The following is a 20,625-nucleotide window of genomic DNA, read 5'->3' on the forward strand; positions in this document are numbered from 1 at the left end:
CTCGCAACGCGTTAGAATTCTAGCCCTCAGTTTGCGAAATGAAAACAGAAAGGGGCTTTTTCCCTCGAAGAATCTCAGATTGAAGCGAGTTTGCCGACTGACAGTCGTTGAAAGCCCTTAGAACAAGGCCCAGAAATAAAGAAGGCGACCTGCTATGAGGTCGCCTTGCACGATTCAGGATCGCTTCTCCCCCGAGAAGCGTCCCACAGGCATATATAAAGACTAATTAAGGCAAGAAGCCACACGCGCCAGCAAATCCCCGGTTGCGGCGTTAAGTTGTGTGGCCATCTTTTTCCCCTGAACTCCGCGAGTGCGGAAGGCTTGAGCGGATTGATCCATCTCTTTCGACACGGCTTTCACAGCCGACCCCTTGGCTGTTTTCATTGTCGTGGAGTATTCCTCCAAAGAAGACGCGAAAGTTTCGTGATTGTTCACCAGGCTTGCCATGATCTGGGCCTGAGCCTTCTGCATGGCCTGAAGTTCTTTTTTAAGCTCTGCACACTGGGAAGCCGCCATGGAATTGGAAGCAAACAGAATCACGGCGAAGAATGTGGCGATGGTTTTCATGTCAGAGCCTTTCGTTGATGACTCTGACCTAAAGCAATGAGTCTGCCAGCTGAGAACGGCTTGTATTCGCTCTCAGGTGACATTTTAGGCTAGGACTTTAGAAATTTTTCAAACTCGTTCTTTGTTTCGCCAGAAGTATACGGCAACAACAGACGGGCCACGTGGCGTTTACCACGCTCGATGCTGCGCTTGCCGGGCTGCTTTTCTGCGGATTCAAAGAACTGCAGGAAGGTCGTCGCCATCGCCAGCAGGGATTCGGCGATGTACTGCATTTCAGAAACTTCGGCGATCTTCACCATTTTGCCATCCTTCACCCACTGGCGGTAAAGGATGACCATCAGTTTCATCATTTTCTGGATGTGGTTGCGCCACATCTTCGCCAGTTGCTGGTCACGGCGGCGAAGGGCGTACATTTCGCGGTGGAAGAAACGATAGCGCCAGTACAACTCGAAGTTGTCGCTGATGAAGACCAGCGGAGTCGACTTCTTGGCACGGCTGGGGCGCCAGACGTCGTAGGTCTCTTTCGCCATTCTCTTAAACAGCTCAATCAGGATCTCTTCCTTGTTGTCATAGTGGAAATACAGGTTGCCGGGGCTGATATCCATGGCTTTCGCGATATGATTTGTCGTGATAGCCACCACGCCGCTGCGATTGAAGAGTTCGATGGAGGTGACGAGAATGCGTTCTTTGGTCTTCATGCTTATTAGTCTTTAGTCCAAGTCCCCTCGAGAGTCACGAGGAATAGGCCTGAAAAGCGCACCAGAATGGCATTTCCAGTGACTTCTTCTGAGAATGCCCTTGAAAGCGTTAAAAAATTGGTGCTACCATAAAATAATGTCATCTAAAAACAATTATAAGTTGCTAAAACTGCTCGTTTTTTCAGGAGCTTGCCTGGTAGGCCTTTATTCTCTGTTAGGTTTTACGTCCTCTGCGGACAGCCAAGAGGTTCAAGCTCACAAGAAAATCAAATCTCAACTTGAACAGCGCACTCAGTTGGCAAAAGCCATTGGCTCAAAAGTTCGCGCCAATGATCTGCCAGAGTCTCTTAAGATCCCATGGAACGGCGAAGAGCAGGCCGTGAAATTGAACTACACCATCGACGACACCCTTCAACGTGAAGCCGACCGCCTGCTGAAATCCTACAAACCGGATTACGGCGCGGTCTTCATGATCGATGCAATGACCGGAGAAGTTCTGGTAATGTCGAGCTTCCAGCGTGACGATGCCGATGCTCCGAACCTGAATCTGCAGGCCACGTTCCCGGCCGCTTCCGTTTTCAAGGTTGTCACGGCCACAGCGGCAGTTGATAAAGCCGGCGTCAGCCCTGAAAGCAAGATCCGCTACAACGGCGGCGCTTACACTCTGTACAAGAAAAACGTTCTTTCTGACAAAGTGACCCGTTGGACCAACGTGATCACCCTGAAAGACGCCTTCGCCCGCTCGATCAACACGGCTTTCGGTCGCCTGAGCATCGAAAACCTGCACCCCGAAGACCTGAACGAATACGCCAACCGCTTCATGTTCAATCAGGAAATCCCCGCGGACTTCCCGGTTGAAATGGGTGTGGCTTACGTTCCGCCAGGCAAAGGCTTTGAAATGGCTGAAGTGGCTTCCGGTTACAACAAAACCAACCGCATGAGCCCGGTTCAAGGCGCAATGATCGCCGCTGCTGTCGCCAACGACGGTCAGGTTGTAATCCCTTACCTTGTGCGCAATGTGACTGATGAAAAAGGCGAATCCCTTTACGAGGGTTCGACTTTGAACAACGGCACGATCATGACCAAAGAATCCGCCGCGAAAGTGCGAGAGCTGATGGAAAGAACTGTTCTGGCAGGAACTTCCCGCCGCTCGTTCCGCCCGATCACCAAAGATCGCAAGTTCCGTGAAATCGAAATGGGCGGTAAAACCGGTCACCTGACTGGCGACAACCCACGAGGTCGCACTGACTGGTTCGTGGGCTACGCCCAAGACGGCGAACGCAAGATCGCGGTTGCTGCTATCACTGTGAACAAGAAATTCTGGACGGTAAAGTCGGCGCACTTGGGGCAGTCCATGTTCCGCAAATACTTCGGCCCAGTGGTTTCTAACCAACCTAAGAACGGGCGCGTGGTTTCTTCCACCAAGTAGGCTCCCGGATGCGGCAGAGAGAGGCTAAAGCCGACCCCGCCGCTTCGAACACATCCTCGCTCTACACTATCAACGCTGGCTTTCGCCGGCGTTTTTTGTTTTCGCTGCAGAACTTGCGGCGGATTCGTCTTTATCCTCCCTCTGCCACAACGACAGCTTGGTAGGACAATCAGATCATTTTAGGTTGGAGCAAAATTGCGCACGAGCGCGATGAGACTGCTTCGAGTGTTTGGGAAGATTGGGTATGTGAAATGCAAAAAGCGAAATGAGCTTCCTCATTTCGCTTTTTATGGAATTTGAGCCTCTTCGCTTTCCGAGGAGGTTCGAATGCCGAACAAACTACTTACGCAAAGTAATGTTCGTCGTTTTTTGAGGAGCTTTAAACGGATCTTAAGACTAGTTTTACTGGTTCTTGAGGTCCTTCAAAGGCCTCTGAATTGGGGAAGCTCGCCTATTTGTCTTCTTTTGGGTTGCTGTCTTCGTGGGTGATCTCTAGAGGTGTTACGTCCAATACTTCGGCCTGAATTTCGCGTTCTTCTCTTACTTCTTCGAAGCCGCCGCCTTGGTTTCTGAATTCGTAGTAGCGGAAGCCGTTGTTGGCGTTGTTATTGCCCATGCCGCCCATTCCTGCGCCGAAGCCGAAAGGTCCGCCGCCGAAATTGAAGACTCTGGCAGAGCCTTGGGTCATTTTTTTGGCCATGTAGGTTTTGAATCTCCAGACTGCAAGATGGCGCAATCCTGGAAGGAACAAAACTACCGCGATAACTCGGGCGAAGAAGCTTGGGATCAGAAACAGCAAGCCTGACAGGAATAGGGCTCCGGAATGAAGGATTTTATTTCCGGGTTGTTGCCCGCGCATCATGGAGGTTTGCAGGCTCATCAAAGCCACGCGGCCTACGGTGGTCATGATCAAAAAGCCCAGCAGGCATGGCAGCAAATACAGGCCCAGCGTGTTCAGGAAACCCCACTCTTGCACGGCCAGGAAAAAGATCACCAGCTCTGCAACGATGAATGGAAATGGAATCATGATCATTTGTGGACCCCTTTTTCTAGATATCCAAAGTGGCTACGACCGGGCAGTGGTCCGAGCCTTCGACTTGGTCGAGAATATCTGCTGAAGCCAGGTATTTCTCAAGGCCTTTTGAGACACAGATGTAGTCAATTCTCCAGCCGCGGTTTGAAATGCGTGCCATTTGGCGATAATCCCACCAGGAGTAACGCTTTGCTTCGGACGGCTTGAAATAACGGAAGGTGTCGATGAAACCAAGGTCCACGAATGAATCAAACCAGGCGCGTTCTTCAGGGAAGAAGCCGCTGACTTTGGACAGACGGACAGGATCATGGACGTCGATGGCCTCGTGAGCCACATTATAATCCCCGACCACAACCACCTGACGTCCGGTCGCCAGCTTTTCTTTCAGATGCAGATTCAGATCTTTCAGAAATTGTTGCTTGAAGTTATGACGAACATCGCCGGAACCGCCATTCGGGAAATAGATGTTGTACAGATCGAAAGGACCGTGATCGGAAATGATGATGCGGCCTTCTGACTGGTATTCAGATATACCCCAGCCGTATTCCACGTTTTTTGGCTCTTCATTCACAAACGTCGCCACGCCCGAATAACCTTTTTTAACAGCCGAGGACCAGTAAGAATGATTCCAGGTGAGTTTCTTCAGTTCATTTTCCACCTGATCAATGTGAGCTTTTGTCTCCTGAATACAGAAAATATCCGGCTTTTCCCTGTTCACAAAATCGAGAAGACCTTTCTTGTGACAAGCCCTAATTCCATTCACATTCCAAGAGATGATTTTCACAGTTTCTCCTTGAGTTTCCACACCATCAAAGGCATCAATTAATAGCAAGGAGACACATCTATGCCAATGATTAATCAACCCGCTCCGCACTTTGCAGCTCAGGCTGTGTTTGATGGCGGCGAAGTTAAAGATATTTCACTGAACGACTTCAAAGGTAAATGGGTGGTTCTGTTCTTCTATCCGCTGGATTTCACTTTCGTATGCCCGACTGAACTGACTCAGTTCCGCGAGCACCTGAAGGAATTCCACAATGCGGGTGCGACTGTTATCGGTTGCAGCGTGGACTCTGTACACTCTCACAAACGCTGGTTGCGTGATGACCTTGGAAACCTGGGTTATCCACTGATGGCCGATCTGACAAAACGTATTGCCCGTGATTACGGCGTGCTGTTTGAAGATCGTGGTATTGCGACCCGCGGCACCTTCATCATCGATCCAGACCAAAAAATTCAATACATGGGCATCCACAATACATCCGTGGGCCGTGATGCTAAAGAAATCCTGCGCGTGCTTCAGGGCTGCCAGACCGGAGAGCTTTGCCAGGCCGGCTGGAAAGTGGGCGACGAACACATCACTCCACTGAAGTAACCATGAATCTGAAGGCTGACTATATCCAGCAGCTTCGTTCTTCCTACAAGGGGCTTGAAAAAGAGCCTCTTGAGGACATCGTTTCTGAAAATCTGATTTCACCGTTTACCGTGGCTCTGTCCCCGGACGTGATTCAGAAGGCGCAAAAGATCATCTCTGCTCTGTACAACATGCGCCAGCAGCCCTCTTATCTGCAGCACTACCAGTCTTTGATTGCCGAAAAAGGCCTGAAGGACCCGGGCAATAAATCCATCATGATGAGCTATGATTTTCACCTGGACGAGCATCAGAATCTGAAGCTCATCGAAGTGAACACCAACGCCGCTTTTCTGATCCTGGGCTATGAAATGTACCGCATGAAGGGGCACTCTCTTCCGGTTCCCGATTTCAATCCTGAAGAAATTCGCCGCTCCATCGAAACGGAAATGGAACTGCAGGGGAAAAAAGCCGGCCCCGGCTTCAAAGTGGCGATCACCGACGATGCCCCTTCCCAGCAAAGACTGTATGTTGAGTTCCTGGCTTACAACGAGCTGTTCAAATCCTTCGGCTGGGATTCCCGCATTGTCGACTATCGCGAGCTGTTCAAGGACTTCCATCCGGACTTTATTTACAACCGTCACACAGACTTTTTCCTGACCGAACCCTCCAGTTCTGTTTTGCGTGAAAAGTTCCTGAGCCGTGACGTGTGCCTGTCACCGAATCCGTTTGAATATCTGATGCTGGCTGATAAGCAGCGCCTGATCGACTGGGGCACCCCTGGATTCCTTGAAAGCCAGGGTCTTACTGGCGAGGATCTGAACCTGGTTCGCACAGCGGTGCCGGAATCCTTTGATATCAGCACCGAGCGTGCCGACGAAATCTGGGGCAATCGCAAAAAGTTCTTCTTTAAACCGAAAAACGCCTTTGGCTCCAAACAGTCCTATCGCGGCGGCACCATCAGCCGCAGCACCTATGACAAGATCGTGGGGCAGGATATGATTGCGCAGGAATACATGCCAGCTCCGGAACAAACCTTTGAAACGCCGGAAGGACCTCAGGCTTTCAAGTATGATCTGCGTTGTTATGCTTATCAGGGGCGTATGCAAATGGTTCTGGCAAGACTCTATCAGGGACAGGTCACGAATCTGCGCACCACCTACGGCGGCTTTGCGACGGTGAAACTCTAAAAGGTCTTTTTGGAACGAATCCACAGACGCAGTGGTGTCAGTTCTTTTTCCGTCAAACCAACAAAATGCACCTGGATCTTATAAAAGGTTTCGGTCGCGGTTTTGGTTTCCTCGCAGGCCGTAATTCTCAACGGCACCTTGCTGATACCAATGTCTTCGTAAAGGCTGCTGGAAATTCGGGTCACCATCCCCAAAGGCATCGGAATGTTTGATTTGATTGTCATCCCCAGCTCAGACACCGCCATGATCTCTGTCTTGGTTTCCCATTCGGCCTTCGCATGTACGGGGGCTTCAACAAAGTGAGCAGTGTCTTTCTCAGTTTTCGCCAGCAGGTTTTGAATCTTGGCAGAAAGCAGCTCCGGGTCCACTGGTTTCACCACATAGTCATTCGCGCCGGATTCAATGCCTCGTTCGATATCAGCCTTTTCCCTCTTCCCCGTCAGCAAAATCACCGGCAGGTGCGCCAGTTGGGGATTGCTGCGAACTGTGCGAATCAGGGCATAACCGGTGGCTCCGCCCGGCATGATGGCATCTGTAATCATCAGATCAAAATGTTCATTGGTCAGCTTATCCAAAGCATCAATCGAATTCATGCAGGCCGTGACCAGGTGATTGTCCTTGATCAACAGAGCCTCTAAAGTCAGTAACACACTTTTTTGATCATCCACGATCAGTATTTTAGCCATCTTATGCCGCCCTCACTCTGGAGGAGTATGTCTTTAACTCCGAAAGACTTTCAAAAAACTTGCGTTCCGTCTGTTTCAGCAAAAACTCTGCTTCGGTAAAGTCCTGCAGATCCTCCAGCTTCTGACAAAGCTCGGACACCTGTTTGGCCCCCAAAGTCGCCGCACTGGATTTCAGAGCGTGGGCCGCTTCAGAGATCTTTTCCTGGTTCCTGGCCTCGATACCCTCACGGATTTCGTGCAACAACACAGGCCCTGTCTGTTCCAGATCCTCGATCAGCACTTCTGTCAGGCTGCGATCATTTGAAATCAGATCTTTCAGACTCTCCAAAGCTTTCAGATCCAGATTTTTCTCTGACGGCTTCAACCAGCGGTGCAAGGTCGCGATCAGTTTATGAAGCTCCAAAGGCTTCGTCAAAAAGTCGTCCATGCCTGCTTCATAGCAGCTCTTTCGTTCACCACTGGTGCCCTCGGCTGTGAGCGCCACCACCGGGGTTTTGCGGCCCAGGGTGTTTTCCAACAGGCGAAGCTGCTTTGTCGCTTCATAGCCATTTAAGACTGGCATCTGGCAGTCCATAAAGATCAAGTCGTAGGACTTGCTGCGGGCTTTTTCCAAAGCGATCTGACCGTTGCCGGCGATTTCCACTTTCAAACCCAGCTTGGTCAGATAACTTTCAGCCACCCGCTGATTGACGATCTGATCTTCAGCGACCAGCACATGGCCTGAGAAAATCTTGGCAAAACGAATCTCTGAACTCTGCAGCTGCACTTCCCCCGCGCATTCTTCAAGGTTCACCATAAACCAGAAATTGGATCCGACACCGGGCACACTTTCAACGCCAATCTCGCCACCCATCAGATCCACAAGCTGTTTACAAATGGAAAGCCCCAACCCCGTGCCACCAAACTTCATTCCGGCTTTTGCCTGGAAGTACTTCTGGAACAGCGAGCGCTTTTCATGCTCTTGCAGTCCCTGACCGGTGTCCTTGATTTCAAACAACAATGCCGTTTTGCCGTCACTGTCGCCACGACTGGAAACTTCCAGACGGACAAAGCCTTTTTCCGTGAACTTTACCGCGTTCCCCATCAGATTCACCAGAATCTGGCGCAGGCGTCCGGCATCGGCGCGGTAATGCCAAAGATTCCGGCCATCAAAGCGGCACTCAAGACCGATGTTCTTTTCCGCCACCGTGGGCTTGAACATCTCCAGCACGTCTTCCACCAGGAACTGCAGATCCAGCGGCTGCGGATCCAGGCGGATCTTGCCCGCTTCGATTTTTGAATGATCCAAAAGATCATTGATCAGCATCAACAAGGACTCCGCCGAACGTTTGATATTTCCGACATAGTCGGTCTGTTCCGGATTCAGATGCGTGTCCGCCAACAACGTCGTCATACCGATCACGCCATTCATCGGCGTGCGGATTTCGTGGCTCATCGCCGCAAGGAAATCCGATTTTTTCTGAGATGCCTCTAACGCGGCCTCACGGGCGCGGATCCATTCCTGTTCGACCATCTTGCGACGGCTGATATCCTTAAACACAATCAGGGCGCCGGATATGCCGCCGTCAATGTCGTTCAGCGGACGGCTGGAAAGAGAAATATAAATTCCTTCTGGATGCTCGGCATTTTGAACAAAAATCTCCTGATCATCCACGCGATCCCCACTAAGCGCACGATACAACGGCAGCTCTTTCCGCGTGAACGGGCGACCGGCCTCAAGATTAAAGAACCCCAACTGTTCCACACTGGAATCAGTTGCAATTTCCTTGATCCGGGAGCCAACGATTCTTTGCGCGGCTGCATTGTAATGGGTAAACCAGCCATTCTGATCCACGACGATCAGGGCCTCGCTCATGGAATTCAGGATTGTATCCAGCAGAATGGATTTTCCCTGCAGGGCTTCCACAGCCTTGCGGGTTTCGCGCTGTTCTTTTCTTTGCAAAAAACGACTGACCACGATCAAAGCAATCGCCGCACACAAGCCCAGCAGGAAGTTCTGACCTTCTTTGGTGGGTTTGAATTTAATCGCGGGTGCGGACGCCGCCTGCATCTCGACCAGTTGATGGCGGATCTGATAGCGGGTTTTATCCAAAGACTCTTCAGTCTGCGCCGGACGGCGCTGCGGATTCATCACTTGCGTGTTGGCCGTTTCAATGTGCGCCCGAATCAGATGCCCCAGCTTTACGGCCATGGCGTGCTCACGGGGTTTGTTGCGCACCAGTTGCGACATTCTGGCCAGTTGCCCGTTCAAAGCGGTGATTTCACTGTTATAAGACTGCAAGTCGGTGGGCTGACGGGACACCAGGAATCGATCCTGGGCCGCTTCGGCGCGCACCAGAATCTGCTCTGTTGTGCGAAGCACTTCGGTCAGTTCACTCAAAGGTCGTTCAGAGTACTGGCTCAGCTTTAAAAGCTCGGGGTGCTGGAACGTAAGAAGCCCCAACCCGATGAGACCCATCAGACCGAACTCCACTCCAAAGCGTGTCAGCAGATTTTTAAGAAACGATGCTGAGCCCATGTATTCTTATCGGATTTTGGATCTCACCATGAAGCGGAAATCCGAGCTGTCAAAACGTTTGGCAGTTTCCCGAACATTTTCCCGGACCAGACAAATCTCTCTGTGTTATCCTGTTAGACGTACGAGGTGGTGGGTATGCAAGTGCAGGACGTTGTATGGGAATCCCTGAAGGGAGTCGGGTTTGAACATCTGGTGCTGAAAACAGCCGGAGATAACATCTTCGCTGACTCCCTGCTGGTTTACCCTGATTCAGCCGGAAAACTTCAGCGCATCAAGTACAGCATCACCATGGATGATTCCTACAGCGTACAGAACTTTCACGTGCAGTCGTTGACCCATCCAAACCAAAAGGTCGGCGTTTCGGACCTGATTGATTCCCTGTTTGTGGATATTTTTCCGTCTCCATTCACCAACACCCTGCCAATTCAATGGATGCGCTCGCAGTTTTTGCAAGTCTATGAAATTGAAGTGACCTGGGTTGATGCTTTGCAGTTTAAAACCAAAAAAGCCAGCCAGCGATATACCGAACTGAAGAACACACCGGAACAAAGCATCTATCGCTTTGAATCCATCGATGCCAAAACAAAAGAGGTCCACTTCAGCGCGGACCTCACAGTGGATAAAGACTGTCTGGTGCTGGAATATCCAGGCTACTTCCGTCGTCGCCTTTAATCCCCCACCAAAGGCCAGCGCTATTTCAGATTCGGAACCGAGTCATAGCGAACGGACAGATACTGAGTCACGTTGCCCTCAGTTTTAATCAGCATCAACTCATACTCGGTGTGGGTCTTTTGATAGATCTTATACTGAGCTCCGCTGCTTTTGATCCAGTCCTCCAGGCTTTCACCCCCGCGCAGGCCCGCAGTCTTCAAATTCCAGAATGAAAAACGCTGAGAGTCCGTCAGCAACTGAAACTGCCACAAGCTTTGTCCCACGCGGTTTTCCTTGTGGGTGTCGATCAAAGTGGGAGCCATCAAAGAAAACCTCTGGCTAAGGTCCTGAGCGGTGCTGCCACAAAGGACTTTGGCTGGCGTTGCGGGAGCTTTCATAAAGGACTGGTAACCATGCATGCGCAGATTTTCCGCGTCAGCCTTGCCTTCCACATAATATTCCACATCCCGGGCCACCAAAACCGTCTCTGGCAGGTGCTTCAGGGAACCGACGAACTCACTGCGGATCTCAGTCAGGAAGTCAGGACGGTTCTCGCAAGGTTGTGAAGCTGAAAACTGCGGTCGCAGCAGCTTTCCCGGCGGGTCGCGCTTCAGGGCAAAGGAGGTCGTTGAGATCAGCACTAGAAGTAAAAAGCCAGATGTCTTCATGAAGTCCCCTTATTATGTCCAGTCTAGTATTCGGAATAACTTTTTTAGGGCTTAATATTAAAGTGCAGGCCTGGCTTGCCGATATGAAGAGTGTCTCATTTTTCTACAAGGAGTGTGGAATCTCATGACGATGAAACATAGCGGCGCGAGAAAGTTACAACAAGTGACGAACTTTTATTCGTCCTTTGATCAGCTCAACGGCGTGCATCCTTGGATGGAAGCAGTAAAAGACGGCTTTGTATCTTATAAAGTGCGTGAACTGCAAACTGGCAAAGTCGCCTATTTCAATTTCATTCTCGCCAAAGAAATGGGACTGATCCCTTCCGACCATCCTCATCAAATGACGGATGATCTTCAGGAAAAACTGATTGAGACTTTCTCTCTGCAAATCATCAATGAATACGACGAACTCACTCACCGTCGCATCGACCCTGACACCATCCGTCCCCACGAATACATGGCCACCCGCTATCTGCAACTGCAGCACTCGAACAAACAGGGTAAAACCTCGGGCGACGGGCGTGGCATCTGGAACGGCACTGTTTACCATCGCGGTACGACCTGGGATGTTTCCAGCCGCGGCACGGGTGTGACGTGCCTTGCTCCAGGCGCAGTGGCGGCACAAAAGCCACTAAAAACCGGCGGCACTGAATTTGGCTATGGCTGCGGTCTAGCTGAAATTGATGAACTGCTGGGCGCTTCGATTCTGGCTGAAGTGATGCACCTGCAAGGCGTGCGCACTGAACGTGTTTTGTGTGTGATTGATCTGGGCAAAGGTTACGGCATTGGCGTTCGTGCGGCTCAAAACCTGATCCGTCCGGCCCACTTGTTCCTTTATCTGAAGCAAGAGCGTCTGGACAATTTGAAAGCGGCCACAGACTATCTGATTGACCGTCAGGTGATGAACAAAGCCTGGGATATTAAATCCAAAGGCAGCGCCAAATACGATGAAATGCTGCATGAAGTGTCCAAGGCCTTCGGTGAATTCACCGCCCTGCTGGATACGGACTATATCTTTGCGTGGCTCGACTGGGACGGTGACAACGTTCTGGCTGATGCCGGCATCATTGATTATGGCAGTGTTCGTCAGTTTGGTATTCGCCATGACAAATACCGCTATGATGACGTGGAAAGATTCTCGACCAATCTGAACGAGCAAAAACAAAAAGCCCGTCTGATTGTGCAGGTCTTTGCGCAAATGGTGGACTACCTTAAAACCAAAAAGAAAAAACCTTTGCGTGAATTTGCCCACCACCCGGCGGTGCAGAACTTCAACAAGGTCTTTGACAACAAACGCGCCGAAAGACTTCTTTATCGCATGGGCTTTAATGAAACCCAGCGCAGTCACATTTTGGCCAAAGACGGTCTGTTTGCCCGCTTTGACAAAGAGTATTCATTCTTTGAAAGGTGCAAAGTCAGCGGTAATACCGAAAAAGTCGCTGATGGAGTAAATCACCCCGCGCTTTACAATATGCGCACGATCATGAGGGACTATCCAAAGTTCCTTCAGGACAGTCCGCTGCCTTTTGAAAAACGCTGGATGACTGAAAACAATTTCTTTAAGACGGTGCTGTCCGGCTTTGCCAAGAACCGTGATGCCCGCATGGGTGAAAAGCAGCGTCGTCATATTGAAAACTTCCAGTCCCTGTACCGCGAGCTGGTTCAGACGGCGGCTGGTAAAAACAAGCCCGAACATATTCTTAAAGGCATTTCTGACCGCGCTGAAAAGCTGAATTCAGAAAAACGCATCACCGGCAACGCCCTGATCGAGATGGTTGAGGAAATCATCACCGAAAAGAAAAAGGGCCTGAGCATGGAGCAGATCCAGAAGATCATCGACAAGCTGGTCTTTGAACAAAACGGAATGCCGGAAATTCCAACAGGCCGTTTCTATAAGGAACTGCAACAGACCCCGGCGGTCAAAATGGATCTTTATGCCCGGCTGCTCAGTCTGGTGGAAGAACACAAGGAATCCATCTAAAACAAAAAGGCACCCACCGGGTGCCTTTTTGTTTTCTGCCTTTTAAGCCGACTTCTTGGCGGCGATTTCACCGTACTTGGTGTCAATCCCCATAATGTGCGCGGTCAGCCAGGTTTTCAGGAACTGGAAGAAGGCTGGTGTCAGCACCCCGGTTTTTTCAAATTCTGCCTGGTGCCCCTTCAGACGCTCGATCAGATCCCGGTGGATCTTCTTGTGAACGGCGGCCTGTGAATACGCCAGGGTGTCGAAGAACTTTTCCTCGTGGTCAAAGTGAGTCACGGTCCAACTGGCCAGTTCACGCACGATGGACGTAAGTTCGGCCTTGGAGGCCTTGGCTTCGTTACGCTCATACAGACGGTTCATGATTTGGATTAGTTTTTGATGTTCATGGTCCATGGCGTCCACATGTGTGGTCAGTCGCTCCTGGTCCCATTTAAAGAATGATTCAGCCATCTTTCACCTCGAGAAGTTGTTGGTTACATCCAACTTCGCCCGTAAGGTGGAGAAGCAGGATTGTTACATCCAACTTCTCGGTGGGGTTGATTTACTTCTGCATGATGGCCGTCATGTTGTTCAATTTTTTCTTAAATCAGAAAGCTGGTCGCGAACCCAGCGTCTTATAATGGGATACTCTTCATCTTTCAGGGAATGGTCTTTGTCCATTTCAACCCACTCCACTTTCAGACCCGCGTCCTTCAGTTTGTCGACACCGTACTTGGTCTCTTCCAGAGGCAGAATATCATCCTGGTGACCGTGGGTGAAAAGCCACGGGGTTTTCTTCGCATCCAACGAAAGATTGTTTCTCCAACGGGGATAGAAGTTGAAATAGCCGCTGATACCGACCACGCCGGCCAGCTTCTTGGGATAGTTCAAACCAACATCCGCACTGATCAGGCAGCCTTGCGAAAAGCCAAACAGGAAGATCTTTTCACTGTCCCAACCCTGATTTTCAAGATCGTTTAAAAGATCAAAAAGCTTTTCACGGATCTTCATCACGCCGTTGGCCTGATACGGAGGTTCTCCATACCAGGTGTAGCCATCCAGAAACTTGCGGGGCGCATTCAGCAGCAGATAATTCATTTCAGGCAGATTTAGTTCTTCATCAAATGAAAAGAACGGCTTGATACTGTCACCACGACCGTGCAGCACGATCATCAGGTACTCGGATTTTCTTTTTGCCGGAATAAATTTGTGTTTAAAAAGTGTCGTCGTAATCATAGCCCCGCCCTCGCCACAGCCTTTGTACAGAAAAGAACCTGACGAGCTTTTGTCAGTTGTAAATCATCAGAAGGAGAACCGTCTTCCAAGTCCAGACATTCACTGCTGGACATGGATTGCGCCATCGCACGCACCTGACGTTCCGGTGCCCGCAGCGGATTGATGAACTGCTCCGCCTCGCGCACGACAGAGATCTCTTCAAAATTCACCGCCACATCCGGCTCCAGCCCCTTCATCTGTGGGGAGCGGCCCGATGGCAGGTAGTAGAAGCCTTTGGTTTCAAACAAAGCGATCTTCTTGTTCTGGGACCAGTATTCACCCTCTTGGAAAGAACCTTTTCCGAAAGTTCTTTCACCCACCAGCACGGCGCGATTCAGGTCACGCAAAGCCCCGGCCACGATTTCAGAAGCACTGGCAGAGGCTGCATTCACCAGTACAGCCATTGGCATATCAAAATGCTTTTCCTCGCCACCATAGAAGACTTCAGCCTTTTTGCTTGGATCCAGGTAACGAACTTCGAAGATCTTGTTTTCAGGTCCTACAAAAAGACTCGCAATACAAGCGGCTTCTTCCATCTGACCGCCTGGATTGTCACGCAAATCCAATAACAAACCACGCACGTGGGAACGTTTGACGATCTCAAGCGACTCTTTCACCTTTTCACAGGCGCCACGGGCAAACTTGTTGATACCAATCACCGCAATAGGCTTGATGCCTTCGATCACTCGGGTGGAAACCGTGGCCACAGTGATTTCCTGGCGGCGCAGGCGGAACTTCAAGGTTTCGCCATCACGCTCAACACGGATGCGAACCACATCGCCGACTTCACCTTTCAACAATTCAGAAACGCGCGGCTGCATCAGACCTTTAACAGGGGTGCCGTTGATGGAAATCAGCACATCCCCTTTTTGAATGCCGGAAGCTTTCGCGGGACTGCCTTCGGTCAGCTTGCGCACAACGTACTGGCCTTTGTGGCTGCCCAACGTGATTCCCAAAGTGACCGAACGACTGTCGGCTCTGGAGATCACTTCCTGGAACTGATTGACCGGCATAAAGTAAGTGTGTGGATCACGGAAGACCGAGATAAAACCATTCAACCCCAGGCCCACCATCATGGAGCTTTGTTTGGGTTTGATATATTCAGCCTTCAGTTGTTCCCATGCTTTCAGGAAAGAGATCTGTGTGGCTTTGGCAGTGTGTGAAGTGAAATATTCTTTCCACGGTTCCAACTGTTTTTTCTCAGAGCTCATGTCGGCAGACAAGGCTTCGTGAACTGGGACCAGCTCCCCTTGCAAATTCAGGCTCAGATTGTAGCGATTGGCAACTGTCAGAATGGCATTGGCACAAGCCAGGAAGTAGCGTTCGGAACTGCCACAGGTCTGATCCTGAAGCAGGTCTTCCAGGGCTGCCGGCCCCAAGCCGGTCTCGGCCCAATAGTCTTCACCGGATTTCACCTTGCTGACGTCTTTACCTGAAAGACGCACAAGATACAGGCTGGCCCCCAAGACCAAAACCATCAATGAGATTATGAAAAAACGTGGTGAACTGAGCACTTCGGCCCTCCCGACCCGCTCCTAGAGAGCAACCACCGTGCCCGCCCAGATCGAATTAATCGGCTCTAGGTGCCGTTTTTCACCCCCATTTTGGAAGAAATTTCCTGTTCGCACAGGCCCTGAACAACGCCCCCGGCCTTGAGCTTTTCGACCCCCTGTAATACCTTAAAATCACTATGATTATTGTAACAGGCGCAAACGGTTTTATTGGCAGTGTGATGGTGTGGGAACTGAACCAAAAAGGTCTTACCGATATCGTCGCGGTGGACTCGGTCGGTCTTTCCGAACGCAATCTTCTTCGCAAACAAAAAATCACCAAGTTCCTTTTGAAGGATGACTTGTGGCCGTTCCTTGAAACCGAGGAAGCAAAAAAGAAAGTCACCTGGATCATCCATATGGGCGCCTGCTCTTCCACGACAGAAACCAACAAAGAGTTCCTGTGGGAGAACAACACTTACTACACACAAAGAATCTTTGAATGGTGCGCAGAACATGGCAAATCCATGATCTATGCCTCCAGTGCTGCAACTTACGGAGCTGGTGAACTGGGCTTTGACGACACCACCGATCCTGAAAAACTGCGTCCGCTGAATCTGTACGGTGAATCCAAAGTTCTGTTTGACCGCTGGGCGGTGAAGCAGACAAAAACTCCTCCACACTGGTATGGACTTAAGTTCTTCAACGTCTTTGGTCCGAATGAATACCACAAAGGCGCCATGTCCAGCGTGGCCTTTAAAGCCTACAATCAGATCAAGGACACCGGCGCGTTGGGACTGTTCAAATCCGCAGACCCGAACTATAAAGACGGCGAATTCATGCGTGACTTCGTTTACGTGAAGGACGTCACCGGCTGGATGGCCGAGCTGATGGACAAGAAACCAAAGAATGGCGTTTACAACATGGGCTTCGGAAAACCACGCACGTGGCTGGATCTGGCCAGTGGTGTATTCAAGGCCATGGGGAAAGACATGAAAATCAACTGGCTCGAGATGCCTGAAAACATCCGCGGCCAGTATCAATACTTCACCGAAGCTAAAACCGACAAGTGGCTGGCTGCGGGCATGAGCCCGGCGAAATGGCCTTTGGAAAAAGCCGTCGCTGATTATATTCAGAACTATCTGTCCAAAGACGACAAAGACCTGTAAGAGGCAGACCACTATGGAGACGGACTTTCTACCGCCACACTTAAGAAAATACGTCGTAGAACAACACTACGAAAAGTACACTCCCGTTGATCAGGCTGTGTGGCGCTATGTTTTGCGCCAACTGAAGGCCTTTTTGTCCAAACATGCTCATGAATGTTACGTCGAAGGTTTGAAGAAAACCGGCATCGATATCGAACGCATTCCGCGCATTGAAGACGTCAGTAAAAAAATCCAGGAATTCGGCTGGCGCGCACTGCCGGTCAGCGGCTTTATCCCGCCGGCAGCTTTCATGGAGCTGCAATCCCTTGGGGTGCTGCCAATTGCTTCGGACATGCGCACCCTGGATCATTTGCTTTACACCCCGGCCCCGGACATTGTTCACGAAGCTGCGGGTCACGCCCCGATTCTAATTCATCCGGAGTTTTCCGATTACCTGCGCCAGTATGCTCAGGTCGCGAAGAAAGCCATCATCAGCAAAGAGGATCTGGATCTTTACGAAGCCATCCGTGACCTTTCTGATATCAAGGAAAACCCGGCCTCCACACCTGAACAGGTCAAGGCGGCGGAAGAACATCTGGACAAGGTTGGTAAAAGCATCAGCCATATCTCAGAAGCGTCTGAACTGTCCCGCATGAACTGGTGGACGGCGGAATACGGTTTGATTGGTGAGCTCGACAATCCAAAGATCTTTGGTGCGGGCTTGCTGTCCAGTGTTGGTGAATCCAAGTGGTGCCTAAGTCAGAAGGTGAAAAAGATCCCTCTGACTGTGGACTGCATTAAAACTTCCTATGACATTACTGAACCGCAGCCGCAATTGTTCGTGGCGAAGGATTTCAAAACTTTGGTGCGAGTGCTGGATGAAATGGCGAACCAGATGGCCTTCCGTATTGGCGGCCTGAAGGGCTTAAACAAAGCCATCGAAGCCCAGTCCGTGAACACGGCCGAACTGAATTCCGGTCTGCAGATTTCCGGTCAGATCGTGGAAGCGATCACCGACAGCAACGGTGCCCTGGCTTATTTGCGTTTGCAAGGGCCTTCGCAGTTGTCCTATCAGGATCACGAACTTCCCGGCCATGATCAAAAGTATCATGCCCATGGATTCGGAACTCCGGTGGGCTTCCTGAAAGCGTATCCAAATCAGTGCCCTTCCACATTCACAGCCAGCCAGTGGGCTGAACTGAATGTGGTTGCGGGCAAAGAAACGCGCCTTGAATTTGTTTCTGGCGTCGTTGTGACCGGCAAGGTTCAGTCCGTTCTGCAAAAAGACGGAAAGACCCTGGTGCTGGCTTTGACCGATGCCAAAGCGGAATTCAACGGCCGCGTGCTGTTTGCTCCAGAGTGGGGCACCTTTGACATGGCCGTGGGATCCACGGTCCCGTCGGTGTTTGGCGGGCCTGCAGATCGCGAAGCTTATGGTGAAACCACTGACTTCGTGGCCAAACGTGTTCCGGCCCCGAAGTATTCCAACGAAGAACTGCAAAGACAAAGCCTGTACGGTCAGGTTCGCAAGATCCGCGAAGACAAACTTCAGGGGCCTGCCTTGACTGACGCTTTGGAAAAAGTTCTGACAGTTCACAAAACCCTGATGCCGACCGACTGGCTGCTGCTGATGGAGTCTTTGGAGCTGGTTTTATCCCGTCACCCTGAATCGAAACTAAAAAAACAGATCGAAGACGATCTGGCGACTCTGTCCAAGAAGGATGAAAAAACCCACGGCCTGATTTCTGACGGCCTGGTATTGGCTGGAGCCCTGTAAAATGAAACGTCCTTTTGAGATTCGTATTGTTCTGGTTCGCACTATCTATGAAAGAAACATCGGCGCCACTTCAAGGGCTATGTCCAACATGGGGATTGAAAAGCTGATCCTGATTGATCCCAAGTGCGAAATCACCTATGAAGCCCAGCAAGCGGCGGCCACCGGCCAAACCGGCCTGCAAAACCGCACGACTTATGCTTCCTGGGACGAGTTCCTGAAACAAGAACCCGAAAGCATCAAAGTCGCCTTCACCGCCCGCGATGGCAAAGGCCGTCAAGTGCGTGATGTCGATGAAGTTCTTAAGGACATCGCCGACAAAGCCCCTCAGTTCCAGGTGGAAAGTGACGTGCCTTACGTCGTTCACTTGGTCTTCGGCCCCGAAGACTGGGGACTTGCCGGAGAAGACCTTGAGCACGCCAACTTCTGCGCCTGCATCCCGACATTTGGTGACAACTGGAGTTTGAATCTGGCGCAAGCCACACTGCTTGGCATGTACAGTCTGCGCCGCACCTGGGGTGGACAACGTACGAAACTGGACGGCGGAAAAGTTCGCCGCGCCCCCCAAGGCATCGAGGGCATTGATCCCGAGGCCACTTTGAAAACCTGGCTTGAAGAAATGGGCTTTGATCTGACCCGCCAAAGAAAGATCAATGTCTTCACCGTTCTTCGTCGTATGCTTTTGCAAAACACGCCGACCAAAAAAGAACTGGTGATTCTGGAAACCGTTTTGCAACAAAGCATTCGCAAACTGCGTGAATGGAAGGAATTCCAGAACCGCGATCGTTAGTAACAAATCTGTCATCTCTGTTTTTTGAACAGAGGCCTCCCCAAGCAGGAACTCTTACCGCGATGATAATGTGATGAGCACGTCACGCCGCGAGTTCCTGGAAAATGCCACGAAATCCATGCTGATATACACAAGCCTCCCCGCGGGGCTTGCGCTGGCGGGCAATGAATATCAATCCGATCTTTACACTGGCAAAGTTCCCATCTGCCAGAACATGACCAACGAAATCTCGGCTCAGTTCACCATCCTGACGGAAGGAAAAAATCCTTACGCTTACCGAGTGAAAGACTCGCAAGGGCGCGATCTTCCCGTGCGTAAATGGGATGAAGAGCACCGCAAGCATTCCGGATACGGCATCGACAAGCTGATCGCGGAAAAACTGCAGGCCGACCAATTGTACCGCCTGCAGGTCATCGACAAGGACCGCGGCACTGTGTTGGACGAACGGATCTTTAAAAGTTTACCTTTAAATCGAAAAACAAATCTGCGCTTTGCAATGATCAGTTGTTCCTGTGACATCTATCACAGCCAGAACAGCAATATGTGGGACCGGATGTTTGCCGAACTTCCCGAACTGGTGTTTGTGCTGGGGGACTCGGTGTACTGCGACCTGGGCAGTGACGGGACGGAAAAAGACCTGTGGCGCCGCCACTGCGAAACGCGCACGACTCTGGCGCATTTCCGACAACCGCGGCTGATTCCAACCTTGGCCACCTGGGATGATCATGACTATGGCCGAAACAATGAAAATCGCCACTATGCCATGAAGCATGTCTCCCGACGGATCTTTGAATGCTTCTTCGGCTCTACACCTGTCGCTGGCTATCGCAAGGGTCATGGGGTCGGTTCGGTGCTGACCGGATTTGGACAAAGATTCTTTCTTATGGATGACCGCTTCTTCCGCGATGAACCCCGAACCGGCGGCATGATGTGGGGATCGGATCAGCAGGAATGGCTGCTTGAAACTTTAGGTGAGAATGACAAACCTTCCTGGCTGATGAACGGCAGTCAGTATTTTTCATCCTATATCGGCCACGATTCGTTTCAGAAAGAATACATGCGCAACCTTTCTGATCTGACGGGAAAACTTCGCCGGTTGGAAGCCCCCGTGGTCTTTGCCTCAGGGGATGTGCACTTCAGTGAAGTTTTAAAAATTGAACCTCAGCTTCTGGGGTATCGAACCTTTGAATTCACCTCCAGCGCCATGCACAGTATTAATTATCCCACGGCCTGGTACATGCGAAACCCGCGAAGACTGACTCACACCTGGAAGCATAATTTTATGATTATGAAAACTGAGACCGTCAAAAACGGTTTGTCGACGGACCTGTACTGCCTTGGACGAACCGGCAAACTGCTGATCAGTCACGCCGGCACAGTGCAAAGATAGCAGACGA

Annotated in this window: 19 protein-coding genes; 9 read left to right on the top strand and 10 right to left on the bottom strand. The window is 50.8% G+C overall.

Translation table 11 applies throughout. The features are described from left to right. Positions 1–222: 222 nt before the first annotated feature. Positions 223–567 (bottom strand): hypothetical protein, encoded by a 345-nt coding sequence (locus ACZ520_RS16660; RefSeq protein ID WP_088564049.1) that lies wholly within the window; start codon positions 565–567, stop codon positions 223–225. A gap of 89 nt (positions 568–656) precedes the next feature. Then, the gene (locus ACZ520_RS16665; RefSeq protein ID WP_011165850.1) at positions 657–1,265 is read right to left on the bottom strand and encodes a TetR/AcrR family transcriptional regulator; all 609 of its coding nucleotides are present in this window, start codon (positions 1,263–1,265) and stop codon (positions 657–659) included. 136 nt (positions 1,266–1,401) lie between these two features. Here ACZ520_RS16665 and ACZ520_RS16670 point away from each other — a divergent pair, with 136 nt between their 5' ends. Then, positions 1,402–2,694 (top strand): penicillin-binding transpeptidase domain-containing protein, encoded by a 1,293-nt coding sequence (locus tag ACZ520_RS16670; protein WP_232468990.1) that lies wholly within the window; start codon positions 1,402–1,404, stop codon positions 2,692–2,694. Positions 2,695–3,145: 451 nt separating this feature from the next. Here the strand turns inward: ACZ520_RS16670 and ACZ520_RS16675 are convergent, their stop codons facing one another. Both ACZ520_RS16675 and ACZ520_RS16680 read right to left on the bottom strand, forming a co-directional pair. After that, on the bottom strand, positions 3,146–3,727 hold the full coding sequence (locus ACZ520_RS16675) for an FxsA family protein (protein WP_464126621.1): 582 nt from the start codon (positions 3,725–3,727) through the stop codon (positions 3,146–3,148). A gap of 16 nt (positions 3,728–3,743) precedes the next feature. Next, the gene (locus ACZ520_RS16680; RefSeq protein WP_232468989.1) at positions 3,744–4,511 is read right to left on the bottom strand and encodes an exodeoxyribonuclease III; all 768 of its coding nucleotides are present in this window, start codon (positions 4,509–4,511) and stop codon (positions 3,744–3,746) included. A gap of 60 nt (positions 4,512–4,571) precedes the next feature. Between ACZ520_RS16680 and ACZ520_RS16685 the strand changes: the two genes are divergently transcribed. Together ACZ520_RS16685 and ACZ520_RS16690 are read left to right on the top strand one after the other, a co-directional pair. Further along, the gene (locus ACZ520_RS16685; RefSeq protein WP_416479879.1) at positions 4,572–5,099 is read left to right on the top strand and encodes a peroxiredoxin; all 528 of its coding nucleotides are present in this window, start codon (positions 4,572–4,574) and stop codon (positions 5,097–5,099) included. A gap of 2 nt (positions 5,100–5,101) precedes the next feature. Then, positions 5,102–6,265 carry a hypothetical protein gene (locus tag ACZ520_RS16690; RefSeq protein ID WP_464126623.1) on the top strand — a complete coding sequence of 388 codons (1,164 nt, stop codon included), beginning with the start codon at positions 5,102–5,104 and terminating at the stop codon, positions 6,263–6,265. Here the strand turns inward: ACZ520_RS16690 and ACZ520_RS16695 are convergent. Both ACZ520_RS16695 and ACZ520_RS16700 read right to left on the bottom strand, forming a co-directional pair. Beyond that, entirely contained in the window at positions 6,262–6,951 is a 690-nt protein-coding gene (locus ACZ520_RS16695) for a response regulator (RefSeq protein WP_088564043.1), read from the bottom strand. The genes ACZ520_RS16690 and ACZ520_RS16695 overlap by 4 nt on opposite strands. Before the next feature lies 1 nt (position 6,952). Next, entirely contained in the window at positions 6,953–9,469 is a 2,517-nt protein-coding gene (locus ACZ520_RS16700; protein ID WP_464126626.1) for a response regulator, read from the bottom strand. A gap of 135 nt (positions 9,470–9,604) precedes the next feature. On the opposite strand from ACZ520_RS16700, the gene ACZ520_RS16705 reads away from it, so the two are divergent. After that, entirely contained in the window at positions 9,605–10,141 is a 537-nt protein-coding gene (locus ACZ520_RS16705; protein ID WP_088564041.1) for a putative glycolipid-binding domain-containing protein, read from the top strand. A gap of 20 nt (positions 10,142–10,161) precedes the next feature. Here ACZ520_RS16705 and ACZ520_RS16710 read toward each other — a convergent pair whose 3' ends face one another. Continuing rightward, entirely contained in the window at positions 10,162–10,788 is a 627-nt protein-coding gene (locus ACZ520_RS16710) for a hypothetical protein (protein WP_088564040.1), read from the bottom strand. A 124-nt stretch (positions 10,789–10,912) separates the two neighbouring features. On the opposite strand from ACZ520_RS16710, the gene ACZ520_RS16715 reads away from it, so the two are divergent. Then, positions 10,913–12,769, top strand: coding sequence for a hypothetical protein (locus ACZ520_RS16715; RefSeq protein WP_464126629.1), 1,857 nt, complete (start codon positions 10,913–10,915; stop codon positions 12,767–12,769). 42 nt (positions 12,770–12,811) lie between these two features. On the opposite strand, the gene ACZ520_RS16720 is transcribed toward ACZ520_RS16715, so the two are convergent. From ACZ520_RS16720 to ACZ520_RS16730, 3 genes are all read right to left on the bottom strand, one after another. Further along, entirely contained in the window at positions 12,812–13,222 is a 411-nt protein-coding gene (locus ACZ520_RS16720) for a bacteriohemerythrin (protein ID WP_088564038.1), read from the bottom strand. Between the two features lie 120 nt (positions 13,223–13,342). Then, positions 13,343–13,987: an alpha/beta hydrolase gene (locus tag ACZ520_RS16725; RefSeq protein ID WP_088564037.1), complete on the bottom strand. Its 645-nt coding sequence runs from the start codon at positions 13,985–13,987 to the stop codon at positions 13,343–13,345. Then, positions 13,984–15,504 (bottom strand): S41 family peptidase, encoded by a 1,521-nt coding sequence (locus ACZ520_RS16730; RefSeq protein ID WP_088564036.1) that lies wholly within the window; start codon positions 15,502–15,504, stop codon positions 13,984–13,986. The genes ACZ520_RS16725 and ACZ520_RS16730 overlap by 4 nt, the downstream gene beginning before the upstream one ends. 212 nt (positions 15,505–15,716) lie before the next feature. On the opposite strand from ACZ520_RS16730, the gene rfaD reads away from it, so the two are divergent. The 4 genes from rfaD (at position 15,717) to ACZ520_RS16750 (ending at position 20,618) form a co-directional block, all read left to right on the top strand. Beyond that, complete coding sequence (gene rfaD / locus ACZ520_RS16735; protein WP_088564035.1) at positions 15,717–16,685, top strand: ADP-glyceromanno-heptose 6-epimerase; 969 nt, start codon at positions 15,717–15,719, stop codon at positions 16,683–16,685. A 13-nt stretch (positions 16,686–16,698) separates the two neighbouring features. Next, entirely contained in the window at positions 16,699–18,441 is a 1,743-nt protein-coding gene (locus ACZ520_RS16740; protein ID WP_417868147.1) for an aromatic amino acid hydroxylase, read from the top strand. Between the two features lies 1 nt (position 18,442). Further along, positions 18,443–19,228 carry an RNA methyltransferase gene (locus tag ACZ520_RS16745; protein WP_088564033.1) on the top strand — a complete coding sequence of 262 codons (786 nt, stop codon included), beginning with the start codon at positions 18,443–18,445 and terminating at the stop codon, positions 19,226–19,228. 73 nt (positions 19,229–19,301) lie between these two features. Continuing rightward, the gene (locus ACZ520_RS16750) at positions 19,302–20,618 is read left to right on the top strand and encodes an alkaline phosphatase D family protein (RefSeq protein WP_464126633.1); all 1,317 of its coding nucleotides are present in this window, start codon (positions 19,302–19,304) and stop codon (positions 20,616–20,618) included. The last annotated feature ends 7 nt before the right edge of the window (positions 20,619–20,625 follow it).

The organism is Bdellovibrio sp. BIS2, assembly GCF_055398295.1.